Origin of the sequence: Desulfurispirillum indicum S5 (assembly GCF_000177635.2) — a bacterium.
Classification (GTDB): domain Bacteria; phylum Chrysiogenota; class Chrysiogenetes; order Chrysiogenales; family Chrysiogenaceae; genus Desulfurispirillum; species Desulfurispirillum indicum.
In genome coordinates, this window is the sequence record NC_014836.1 from 541,459 (window position 1) to 554,401 (window position 12,943).

Sequence of the window (12,943 nt, forward strand, 5' to 3'; positions counted from 1 at the left end):
GGAAGAAGGAATCGGACAGCACGCGGGAGTCATAATACGCCAACACGTCTGCCGGGTCAAAGGGAGCTGAAGAGAAGCATTATCCACGTTGCTCCCGCAGTACTCGCGCTCCTGCTGAAACAAGTTTGCTGCGTCGCCGTGAAAAGTTACCCGATTTTTTACACTTTCAGGAAGAGAATATCCTGGATTCGGGGCACGCTGCGTTGGACACGGTTTTTGTCTCAACATCTTTTTCGAAGGAGTCGTCAGATGAAGATGAGGTTATTTGCCGCGCTGGCGCTGGCTTTGGGTTGCAGTGTATTTATGTTTGGCTGTGGCAGCAGTAGTAGTTCGAAAAATGATGATTCAGCGGTGGATTTTTCCCTGCAGCTTCTGCATTTCGCCGATGTGGATGGTGGAGGTACCCGTGCACTGGAGAATGTGGAGTATTTTTCAGCGCTGGTGGAATATTTTCGCGCTGAAATGCCGGAAAGCACTCTTCTGGTAAGTTCGGGCGACAACTACATCCCCGGGCCGGTTTACCAGGCCAGTGCGGAGCTGCCGGCGGAGATTATCGGCAAGGCTGGAGTCGGACGTGGCGAAATCGCCATGATGAACGCCATGGGGCTGCAGGTCAGCGCGGTGGGGAACCATGATCTGGATGGTGGTCCATCCGCTTTTGCCGGAATCATCACCCCCGATGGTGGCTGGGAGGGGGCGCAATTCCCCTGGATTTCCGCCAACCTGGATTATAGCAGCGAGAGCAGTCTGGCGAGCTTGACCGTGGAAAGTGCCCAGGAGGCTGACACCATTGCCGGCAAGCTGGCGCCTTCCGTGGTGATAACGGTGAACGGCGAGCCCATTGGCCTGGTGGGTGCGGTAACACCGGGTCTGGCCAGTATCACCAGCACGGGGAACATCGACGTACTGCCTGATTCAGACGATATCGACGCGCTGGCGGCCGTCATCCAGGCAGCCGTTGATGAGCTGCGTGATGCGGATGTCAACAAAATCATCCTGCTGGCGCACATGCAGCAGATATCTGTGGAAAAGCAACTGGCAGTGCGTCTGAGCGGTGTGGACATCATTGTCGCCGGCGGCTCCAACACCCTTCTGGCCGACTCCAATGATGTGTTGCACCCTGGCGACAGTGCCGCTGATACGTATCCCCTGGTTTTTGAATCGCCGGAAAACGAGCCGGTGCTGGTGGTGAACACTGATGGCGACTACAAATACCTGGGACGCCTGGTTGTGGGTTTTGACTCCCATGGCCGTATAGTGATGGATTCACTTGATCCCGGCGTCAATGGAGCTTATGCGGCCCTGTCCAGCGTGGTTCCGGCGACAGCAGAGCCAATACCCGCAGTGGTGGACATTGCCGATGCTCTGCGCGCTGTGCTGCAGGCCAAAGATGGTAATGTGGCCGGATACACCAGTGTTTTCCTGGAGGGGCGTCGCAATGCTGTGCGTTCCAAGGAGACGAATTTGGGCAATCTCAGCGCCGATGCCAACCTGTGGTACGCTACCAGGGCTGATGGCACGGTGGTCCTTTCCCTGAAAAACGGCGGTGGTATTCGCGCCCAGATCGGTCAGGTCATCGCCCCTCCGGGATCGACAGATGCGTCCGATATCTCCCTGCTGCCTCCCCAGGCGAATTCCTTTAAGGCAGCGGGAGCGATTTCCCAGCTGGATATCGAGACTTCACTGGCTTTCAACAATACCCTTTCCCTGGTCAGCGTCACGGCAGCAGAGCTGTGGGATATCATGGAACACGCGGTGGCCAGCGCCAATCCCGGCGCCACGCCAGGCGCTTTCCCCCAGATTGGCGGGCTGCGTTTTTCCTTTGATCCCTCTGCCACCGCCCGCACTGCAGGCGACACTAATGCGGGCGCGATGACGACTGGTGAGCGCATCAGTGTTCTGATGGTGGGCGACGACGTGCTGGTGAGCGGCGGAGTTCTGCAGGGTGATCCGTCACGCGCCTTCCGTATGGTAACTCTGAACTTTCTCGTTTCCTGCGTGCCTGACACCGGGGGAGCATTCGATGACAATTGTGGCGACGGCTATCCTTTCAAGGGATTGAGCGATCCCGACCGTAAGGATCTGGTAGAGGATTTTGCTGCCAGCGCTTATGACCCTGGAGAAGTGGATTTTGCCGACAGCGGTAGCGAACAGGACGCCTTGGCTGAATTTCTGCGGCATATCCACGGTTCCGTCAATGATGCCTATGCTGTTGAAGAGGTGCCTGTGGCCGAGAACACCCGCATTGTCAACCTGAGCGCACAGGCGGATATCACGCTCCCCTGATCTCTTGTTGTGGCACTGTTCCTGGCGCATGGCAGGCAGGCAGAAGTGGGGAAACGAATGGGCGGTGAAGCATCTCTTCCGCTAGTGCTCTCGCTGAAAAAAGTCGGCTGTGCAGCCGTGAATGAGTCCTCTGTTTTTTCTTGAGATGCCGGAGACCCGCACAGGGTCCCCGGTTTTTTTGCGCTGAGCATGGTGGGAGATGGAGGAGCGTTGCACATATGAACACGTGTTTATATGGAGTGACGATAGGTAAAGGGATCATTTATGGAAAAGTCGCCGAGGGAAGGCAGCCGCAAGACCCTGGGGATCATCAAGCAAAACATCACCTTTTCCTTGGCGGTCAAAGCGCTGTTTTGAGTTGAAACTTTTTTGGGTTTCGTCAACTTCTGACTGGCAGTGCTTCCGGATGTGGGAGCATCGCTGCTGGTGAGCCTGAATGCTATGCGGCTGGCCCGCCAAATCTGCTGACATGATACCAGACAAAAAATAAATGCCTGTCGTGTTTCTCCAAGGTTTAATCTCAGCACAAAAAACCGTATAATGCTGCAGCAATATTGTACTGCCGTAGTTTGTGACACGTATGCGGCCCAAAGCAGGGGATATGGAGAAAGCTGAAGAAAAAGTCCTGGGGATCTACTCCACGGAAGATATACAAGCAACGCTGGAGCGTCTGTCCGAAAGCTTTCGCGTTATCATGCGCGAGCTGCGTTTCATCATCGTCGACGAGACGGAGCCCTATGCTTTGAGTGAACGCCAGATGGCAAAATCCTGGAAGGTACGGGTTGTTCACAGTAAGCAGCCGTCCCGCCACCAGTTTTTCATGAGTATTACGCCCGATGAGAAGGAGCCTCTGACCATGAATCTGCGGGTCTTCCGCCGCAGCGTGGTGGACGCGAACGATGCAAAGCCCTTGCAGGCCATTGAGGAGGAGATCTATCGCACCCTGGCCCTGAACAAGGTGGTTTTTGGTGTCGTGGGCCAGGGGGCCATTCGCAAAATGGCTCTGGATATATTCAATGAACTGCAGAAACCTTCCACCAGCGGGCCGGCGCCCTATATGGATTTTCCCATTGCCCACGGCCAGAAGCGCATTCACGGGCAGGACTCGCGGGTGCAGTACAACTTTGATCGATACAATCCCGTGGGAAAGCTGCGCCAGGACGGCTCCATGGACTATGCCAAAAAGGATTTCACCCAGTATGTCTACGCCAACAAGGTGATCATGACCTACTATATGCCGGTTCAGGGTCAGCCGGGCATCACGCCCCTGGGTGAAATTCTGCCCCAGCACGTTGGCCAGGATGTGGAGCGCTTCCCCTTCCGTATCACCTCCGATAATCTCAAGACCATTCATCGCCTGGGGCGCATGGAAGTGCTCACCCGCAAGGAAGGATACTTTGTCATCGACCGCAATGGGCGGGCAGACATTGTGGATAACCTGGATATTGAGGGTGAGGTGAACATTGCCGTTACTGGTGATATCTACTTCGACGAACGGCGCAAGGACGTGCGCATCGTCCATGACGAGGTGGACGAGGACGCTGTGGGCCAGGGGCGCAGTGTTGAAGGCGAGAATATCTACATCAAAGGCAATATCGGCCCCAATGCCAGGATCAAGGGGCGTCGCATCGAAATCACCGGCAGTATTCACTCCACGGCAACTATCGAAGGGGAGGAGTCTGTGCGTCTGAGCCGGGGCAGTGGGATTGTCACAGCTCCCGAGGTCGAGGCGAAATCCTTTCAGTCTGCCACAATTACTGCCGATAAAGTGTATATTTGGGGAAATGTGGTAAGTACGAAAGTGTTCTGCCGTACTCTTGAACATGCGGGCACCATGAAGAGCACTCAGGTTACTGCCGCTGGCCCCGATGTGATTCTGGGCCATCTGATTGGTTCGGACAACCTCATCCAGGTGGATTACCACGGAGTTCCTTCGGTGGAGAAGCTGGTTGAGGAGTACGACAGCGAGCTGGCAAAACTGGAGCTGGAGCTGGCCACCCTCAGTCGTGATATCCGCAATAAGTCCACGGAAATCCAGCACGACCGGGGTCAGGTGGAGAACGCCCTGAAGGAGATCGCGCGGGTTCGCAAGATGGGCAATGAGCCGCCGGTTGCCATGGTGAAGCTGGTCAAGAAATTCCGCGACAACAGGAGTTTTCTGGAAGAGGCACTTGTGCGCCTGGAAGCCGGTAAAAAACAGCAGAAGAGCACCGGGATGAAAAAGGAAAAGCTGCTGGAGATCACCCATAAAACCGCCGTGCATATCAGCGAAGGAGCTGAAGCCGGCAATCGCATACGGTTTTTCGGGCAGAGTCAGCCCAAGGAGATACCGGCCCAGAAACGGGCCATGATGTTGGAGCTTGGCCCCGATGGCCGATTGAGGGTTCTGCATGGATAGTTCGCATATTGGCATGGTGGAACAGCAGATTGTGGTCAGCAATATTCAGGATGCCCTGGTGCAGGCATCCCACAAGCACCATATCGCCCTGGAGAACCTGGATTTTTCCATCCACAATATTTCTGATCTGCAGCGGGGAGAAGAGTTCTTCTACCGTGATTACACCATCGATATCTTCCAGCGGGGGTTTTCGCCGGTGGAGCTGCACTACTCTCTGAAAACCGCGTCCAATACCACCTCTGTGCGTTTTTATCAGGGCTCCAGCGTGGATGTCACCATGGCAACTCCCCTGGAAGTCCTTACGGAAATCAAAAAGGTGCTGGCCAAGGAGGGCGTGGTCTACGGGGTCTATGACGACGAAACCCTCTACCGGATTGCTGCCGCCGTGCACCGGGCCTTTGTGGAGAAATCCGATATTCCCGATGAACCCTTCGCCGTGGCCAGTGGCCAGAACCCCAGGGCCAGCGCTGATCTGGCCTACCCCACCTACCACTTCGACCGCCACGGACTGATTGCCAGCGGTGGTGGTCAGGAGCCCATGCTCTCTCCCTTTGAGATGGGCAAGGACACCTTTATCGTCCGCGAAGGCGAGCTGCTGATCACCGAGCCGATTCTGCGGGAGTCGCAGCTGCAGATCAGCACCTCCGGCTACATTGTCAATCCCGTCAACGGCCCGCGCCTGCCCTTCCATGACTTCTCCCCCGATATCCGCCGTGAACAGACCCCCGAAGCCTATCTCTACTACGCCGAAAAAGACGGCTACCTGTCGGTGGAAAAGGGCACACTGCTGATTCGTCCCCAGGTGAGCTTTGAGTCCGATGTCCTGGACAGCAAAGATGCCGCCCAGGCAAAAAAACGCGAGGACATTGTCCTTGGCGCCAGCGATGAAACCAAAGACGCCGTCAGCGCCGGTCAGGTCATCGAAGGCCGCAATGTCACCATTAACGGCCACGTGGGAGCGGGTGCCATCATCCGGGGGCTCAATGTCACCATCAACGGTGTCCTGCACAAGGATGCCTGCATCGAGGCAGAGCATGAAGCGGTGGTGGACATCTCCAAAGGAACCGTACGGGCTGATCGCGCCAAAATCAACATGCTGGAAGGGGGAACCGTCGAAGCCACCTCCAGTGTGGAGGTGCTGGGGAAATCCATGCAAAGCGTCATCAAGTCGCCGCGCATTTTCATCAACGAGCTGAAGAATTGCAGTGTGACCACCGGTGGCTACCAGATCCGCATCAACACCGTTTCCGACGGCACCAATTTTTTCACCATTGATCCCCTGACCATCGAGAGTGTCAATACACGCTACCAGATGGCCCTCGGCCAGCAGAAGGAACTGCTGAAAAAACTGAAGGCCATTCGTCAGTCCTATAACAGCAAGAAGAACCAGCTGGCCGACGTGCGCAAACAGTACGAACCCCTGCGGGGTAAGATCGAGAAGCTGCGCCGCCAGTCAAGTGCCGTGCCCTCAGCCTTTCAGAATATTGTTGAACGCCATAACAGCCTGACCAAGGAAGTCATCAGCCTGAAGCAGCAGGCCCAGGTGATCGTGCGCCAGCTCTCCACCCTGGAGGACTTCATCTATCGCATCCAGTATGTGGAAACCACCACCTCCTTCACCGTCTACAAGCGCCTGCCCAAAGGCAATATCCTCAAGTACGGCAAGAGCAGCGCCCACATCACCATCGACCAGGATCTGGCCGGAGTAACCGTGGGTAAAAATCGCGCCGGCAAGCTTGAATACCGCCTGGTACGTGGATAGCAAGGGTTTCTCCTTGCCACTTTTGGGTCGCCAAAAGTGGCTGGGAAGCGACCCCCAGTGCTGTCCTTCTCAGCCGTCCGCTTGCCTGGAACTGGGGACCGCAAACAACCGCCCTCCATGGCTTTTGGTTTGCGGTTGCCGCCGTCGTGGCGTCAACCCTGCGGGTCCGTCGCGTTCCAGTCGGCGCGTCCTGGCTGGGCCAGCCCACGGGGGAAAGGCAGAAGCAGGCCGTTCCCCCGTGAGCCCGTCCGGTGAGCGGTTTTTTGGTCCTTTTTTGGCCGTACCAAAAAAGGATAATGTACGAGCCTGGATGGCGTGAGCGGCAGAGGCTGAACCAGGGACGAAAGTGGGCGTTTCTGGGAGGAATGCTGGCGCGAGTGCCGTTACGCCGCGACGAGTTATCAATGGTATTTCTCCGCATCTCAGGTGAGCGCAGCAAACGGGCGAGAGGCATTGCCTTTCCTCCTTCCAAATCGCAATGTATGCTATCATGGTGATGTGTTCTGCATTCCACTTATGAACCCTGACCCGCAAAGTGAGGCATCCCTTGAGTATTCGCGTTGCCATCCGCCACAGGACCAGTTACACCTTCGATCGTCCGGTGAATCTCTCGCCCCACATTTTCCGTCTGCGTCCGGCTCCTCACTGCCGTACGGCCATTGAAGCGTACTCACTGAAGATTGAACCGGAGCATCACTTTCTTAACTGGGTTCAGGACCCTTTCAGTAATTTTCAGGCCCGGGTGGTCTTTCCCGAGAGGGCGACCAGGCTTTCCATTGATGTGGAGCTGATTGCCGATATGACGCCCCTGAATGCCTTTGATTTCTTTGTGGAAGAATACGCGGAAACCTTTCCCTTTCGCTATGACGAGCAGATGGAGCGGGAACTGATCCCCTATCTGGAAATTCTGCCGGGCTGCCCGCTGACCGATGCATGGACCAGCGCACACCGTCCCGCCACCCAGGTGCGAACGGTGGACTTCCTGGTGGAGCTGAATCGCCTGCTGGCTCAGGATATCAAATACACCATCCGCATGGAGCCGGGGGTGCTGTCGCCCGACGAAACCCTGCAGCGCGCTCTGGGCTCCTGTCGCGACTCCGCCTGGCTGCTGGTGCAGATTGCCCGCAGGCTTGGCTTGGCCGCCCGCTTTGTCAGCGGATATCTGGTGCAGCTGACAGCCGACGTCCCGTCCCTGGATGGCCCTTCGGGCCCCAGTGAGGACTTTACCGACCTGCACGCCTGGACGGAGGTCTATATCCCCGGCGCGGGGTGGATAGGCCTTGATCCCACCTCCGGATTGCTGACCGCCGAAGGACATATTCCCCTGGCGGGAACCCCTGACCCTGTCAGCGCGGCTCCGGTCACCGGTTATACCGACGTCTGCCAGACGGAGTTCTCCTTCCATAACCGTGTGGAGCGCATTTACGAAACCCCACGGGTGACCCGACCCTACAGCGACAGCCAGTGGCAGCGCATAGACGCTCTGGGGCAGCAGGTGGAGGCGCAGCTGCAGGAACAGGATGTCCGCCTGACCATGGGTGGCGAACCCACGTTTGTCTCCATTGACGACATGGATTCGGCCCAGTGGAACATCACAGCCGATGGCAAGCATAAACGGCACCTTTCGGCTCAACTGCTGCGCCGTCTGCAGCAGACCTTTGCTCCCGGCGGCTTGCTCTACTACGGCCAGGGTAAATGGTACCCCGGTGAACCCCTGCCCCGCTGGCAGATGGCCTGCTTCTGGCGTCATGATGGCGTGGCAGCCTGGCGCAGCCCGTCGCGAATGGCGAATCCCCAGGCGGATGGTTCCCATACCCCCGGCGACGCCCGCCGCCTGCTGGAGGCGCTGGCAGGGGTTTTCTCCATCGACCCTTCCCATATCAAGGCGGCCTATGAGGATGCTTTCTACTACCTGTGGAAAGAGGGCACCCTGCCTGCCAATGTCAACCCGTTGCAGTGCAACCTGAAAGACCCCCTGGAGCGCAAGTATCTGGCCGAACTGCTGGGACGCGATATGGGAGAGCCCACCGGTTTTGTGCTGCCCCTGCGCTGGCACCATGAACATTGCCGCTGGGAAAGCTCGGTCTGGAAATTGCGGCGCGGTGAGCTCTTTCTGATCCCCGGTGCTTCGGCCATGGGCTTTCGCCTGCCCCTGGACTCGCTGGAGAGCGCCCCCGAAAGCGAGTGCTACCACGACCCCGGCCACAGCCAGCTGGAACAGCAGGCTCCCCTGGAGGATTTCAATCAGCTGATTGCTGAGCGCGCTGCCGGCCAGCGACCGTGGCCCCGTGCCCACGTGCCGGAAAAAGACCTGGTACGCTTTGCCCTCTGCGTGGAAGTGCGCCGGGGGAATATCCATGTCTTCCTGCCTCCCATGGCGCGCCTGGAAAGCTACCTGGAATTGATTGCCATTATGGAGATGCTGGCAGAGCAGCTGGATATTTTCATCGTCATTGAAGGTTATGAGCCGCCCCGCGACAATCGTCTCAAAAAACTGGCCATCACTCCCGACCCTGGTGTGGTGGAAGTGAACATTCACCCTTCCCATACGTGGCAGGAGCTGGTCAGTAATACGGAACAGCTTTACGAGCAGGCCCGCCTCTGTCGCCTGGGTACCGAGAAATTCATGCTGGATGGGCGCCACACCGGCACCGGCGGCGGCAATCACGTCACCCTGGGCGGCCCCACCCCCGCCGACAGCCCCCTGCTGCGCCGTCCCGACCTCCTGCGCAGCCTGATTGGCTACTGGCAGAATCACCCCGCGCTGTCCTATCTGTTTTCGGGGCTCTTTATCGGCCCCACCAGCCAGGCTCCCCGGGTGGATGAAGGCCGCGACGATCGCCTCTATGAACTGGAAATCGCTTTCAACCAGATACCCGGCCGCGACGAGAAGGCCTCCCTGTGGCTGGTGGACCGGGTACTGCGCAACCTGCTGACCGACCTGACCGGCAATACCCACCGCAGCGAATTCTGTATCGACAAGCTCTACTCGCCCGACAGCCCCACCGGCCGTCTGGGCCTGCTGGAAATGCGCGCCTTTGAAATGCCGCCCCACAGCCGCATGTCCCTGATGCAGATGCTGCTGATCCGCTCCCTGGTGGCCTGGTTCTGGCGTGAACCGTACACCCGGCCCCTGATCCACTGGGGAACCCGGCTGCACGACCAGTTTCTGCTGCCCCACTATGTGCGACGGGATATGGCGGATGTGGTTGAGGATCTGAACCAGGCCGGTTATGCCTTTGAAATGGACTGGCTCGACCCCTTCTTCGAATTCCGCTTCCCCCATTACGGTTCCGTCTGCGTCAAGGACATAGTCATCGAGCTGCGCATGGCCATTGAACCCTGGCACGTGCTGGGTGAAGAGAGTGCCAGCAGTGGCACCGCCCGCTATGTGGACTCTTCCGTGGAGCGGCTGCAGCTGAAGGTCAACGGCCTCAATGACGCCCGCTACCTCATCACCTGCAACAGCTATCCCGTGCCCATGCAGCCCACAGGAGTGCACGGCGAATATGTGGCCGGCATCCGCTACCAGGCCTGGCAGCCCCACTCGTCCCTGCATCCCACCATCGGCATTCACTCGCCCATAACCTTTGACATTGTTGATACCTGGAATAAACGCTCCATCGGCGGCTGTGTCTACCACGTCAGCCACCCCGGAGGGCGCAGCTATGAAACCCTGCCCGTCAACGAATTTGAAGCCCAGTCACGCCGCATCAACCGCTTCTGGGACATGGGGCACACAGCTGGCGTGCAGGAAGACGTTCTGCAGGTACCCACCAGTGGCCCCGTGACACGGCGCACCTTTACCCCCAGAACCGATGTATCCACGGATGTGCAGATCCTCTCCATCGAAAAGAACCGCGACTATCCCCACACGCTGGATCTGCGGCGCATGCCGCGAAAGCAGGAGACGCAAAAACGCTAACAGGCTGCTGAAAACCCCCATCTGCGGTGTTGCCCGCTGCCGCTCGTTGTTGCAACGTACGGGGAGTACGCTTCACGCCTCGCTCTGCGGGCGCCTTGCACCTGTGGGTTTTCAATTGCCTGTATGATTTGAGGTACTTCAGTAAGCATGCCTCTCGGGAAAAGGAGGAGGCAATGAAACGCTCTCCAATGACACCACGACCAGAGAGCCTGGGAGAAGAGATCGCCAGCAGCGTCAGCCACGGTGTCGGTTTCCTGGCAGCCGTTGCCGCAACGCCAGTGCTGATCCTCTTCGCCGCAGAACGGGGAAGCGCCTGGGGCATTGTGGGTGCCAGCGTCTTTGCCGCCACCATGCTGCTGCTCTACATTGCCTCCACCCTCTACCATGCCCTGGCGAAAAACCGGGCCAAACAGGTATTCCAGATTCTCGACCACGGTGCCATCTTTCTGCTGATCGCGGGAACCTATACCCCCTTCACCCTGGGCGTCCTGCGCGGCCCCTGGGGCTGGACACTGCTGGGCCTCGTGTGGAGCATCGCCATCGGTGGTATTGTGTTGAAATCCATGGGAGGCATCCGCTTCGAAAAGCTTTCCACGGCGCTGTACCTGGTCATGGGGTGGCTGATAGTCATTGCCATGAAACCCCTGTGGCAGAGCATGGAGCCATGGGGCCTCTTCTGGCTGGTGGCGGGCGGAAGCGCCTATACCACCGGCGTACTCTTCTACCTGGTCAGGATTCCCTACGCCCACTTCGTATGGCACCTGTTCGTGATGGCCGGAACCACAAGCCATTTCTTTGCCGTGCTGTACTACGCGTACTAAGCAAAACGGCAAGCCAGCCGGAATGGGGGATGGGAAATAGAGAAAGGCCATTTTGGTCCGTAGATTTAGAGGGGGAAAAGGCAGGGTTTCACACAAAGGCCTACTAACAGCTTACTGAAATACCTCAAAATACGCAGGCAATTGAAAAATGCTCAGGTGCAAGGCGCTCGCGGAGCGTGGAATGAAGCGTACTCCCCGTACGTTGCAATGACACGCGACGGCGAGCAACACCGCAGATGAGGGTTTTTCAGCAGCCTGCCAGGCACCAAGGAAAGACAGTGAGCGGGAGTACAGCCGGATTTACCGCGAATGGACACGAATACACGCGAATCTTGAAGAGTTATGCAGGTCTCTCGCCGTTCGCTGTGCTCACCGGAAACGCGGAGGGGGAAAAGGCAGGGTTTCACACAAAGGCCTACTAACAGCTTACTGAAATACCTCAAAATACGCAGGCAATTGAAAAATGCTCAGGTGCAAGGCGCTCGCGGAGCGTGGAATGAAGCGTACTCCCCGTACGTTGCAATGACACGCGACGGCGAGCAACACCGCAGATGAGGGTTTTTCAGCAGCCTGCCAGGCACCAAGGAAAGACAGTGAGCGGGAGTACAGCCGGATTTACCGCGAATGGACACGAATACACGCGAATCTTGAAGAATGATGCAGGTCTCTCGCCGTTCGCTGTGCTCACTCAAGACGCAGAGGCGCAAAGGTAAAGCACTGACTACTGGCCACTGACTACTTACTTGCCAATAGAGTTCCCTGCTGGCTTTTGCCTTTATCTGCGAAAATCGGTGAAATCTGCGGATAAATTTCTTTGGCTGTTTTGGAGGTTGCGGAGGAAGCCAGGTCTCACACGAAATTCACGGAGCCACGAAGAAGGGCATGGGGAAGGGTTATAGGACATCTCTCTACCGACTACACACTACTTTCTCATCACCTCTTCCCTACCCATGCGCACGGTGAAGTTCGGTGTCAGCGCGGTGGGCGGAGAGGTCGGTGGCAACGGCATCGATTTTTTTGCTGAGTTTGTCATCAACGTCATCGATACGCTTGCTGAGTTCGGTTTTAACTTCATTCAGGCGGTTATTGACCACATCAACCTTGAAGTCTACATCATCGATTTTTTGGTTCAGTTGGTCAAACTTCCGTCCAAACTCCTGCCGCAGGGAGTTATGCCCTTCCAGAACAAGGTCAAACTTGCTGTTCATCTCTTCCATCAGAATTTCGAAGTACTTTTGTTCCATGGCTCACCCCTTGAATGCCAGGCAGTATATACCAGAGTGCGGGCAATGGGAAGTGTTGTTCGTGATAGGATGGAGTTGGGATTTGTCCGCAGGTTTGGAGAGGGAAAAGGCAGGGTTTCACACAAGGCCTACTAACAGCTTACTGAAATACCTCAAAATACGCAGGCAATTGAAAAATGCTCAGGTGCAAGGCGCTCGCGGAGCGTGGAATGAAGCGTACTCCCCGTACGTTGCAATGACACGCGACGGCGAGCAACACCGCAGATGAGGGTTTTTCAGCAGCCTGCCAGGCACCAAGGAAAGGCAGTGAGCGGGAGTAGCAGCCGGTTTTACCGCGAATGGACACGAATACACGCGAATCTTGAAGAATGATGGTTTGCTGTGCTCACGGGGGTCGCCAAGCTGCCAAGGGAAGACACGCGAACTGCTCACTGAAGGCAGTGGGAGGAGGCGATAAGGACTCTCGCTCATCACGTATCACTATAGTAGCGGGGAAAGGCCACCACG

Annotated in this window: 6 protein-coding genes; 5 read left to right on the forward strand and 1 reads right to left on the reverse strand. The window is 57.2% G+C overall.

Annotated features, from left to right (window positions below):
- Positions 1-249: 249 nt before the first annotated feature.
- From SELIN_RS02590 to trhA, 5 genes are all read left to right on the forward strand, one after another.
- Entirely contained in the window at positions 250-2,286 is a 2,037-nt protein-coding gene (locus tag SELIN_RS02590; protein WP_013505148.1) for a bifunctional metallophosphatase/5'-nucleotidase, read from the forward strand.
- Positions 2,287-2,887: 601 nt separating this feature from the next.
- On the forward strand, positions 2,888-4,684 hold the full coding sequence (locus tag SELIN_RS02595) for a flagellar assembly protein A (RefSeq protein ID WP_013505149.1): 1,797 nt from the start codon (positions 2,888-2,890) through the stop codon (positions 4,682-4,684).
- Complete coding sequence (locus tag SELIN_RS02600; protein WP_013505150.1) at positions 4,677-6,446, forward strand: FapA family protein; 1,770 nt, start codon at positions 4,677-4,679, stop codon at positions 6,444-6,446. Before SELIN_RS02595 ends, SELIN_RS02600 begins: the two co-directional genes overlap by 8 nt.
- A gap of 547 nt (positions 6,447-6,993) precedes the next feature.
- On the forward strand, positions 6,994-10,371 hold the full coding sequence (locus tag SELIN_RS02605) for a transglutaminase family protein (protein WP_013505152.1): 3,378 nt from the start codon (positions 6,994-6,996) through the stop codon (positions 10,369-10,371).
- Between the two features lie 173 nt (positions 10,372-10,544).
- Entirely contained in the window at positions 10,545-11,192 is a 648-nt protein-coding gene (trhA, locus tag SELIN_RS02610) for a PAQR family membrane homeostasis protein TrhA (protein ID WP_013505153.1), read from the forward strand.
- Between the two features lie 944 nt (positions 11,193-12,136).
- On the opposite strand, the gene SELIN_RS02615 is transcribed toward trhA, so the two are convergent.
- The gene (locus tag SELIN_RS02615; RefSeq protein ID WP_013505154.1) at positions 12,137-12,436 is read right to left on the reverse strand and encodes a hypothetical protein; all 300 of its coding nucleotides are present in this window, start codon (positions 12,434-12,436) and stop codon (positions 12,137-12,139) included.
- Positions 12,437-12,943: the final 507 nt, after the last annotated feature.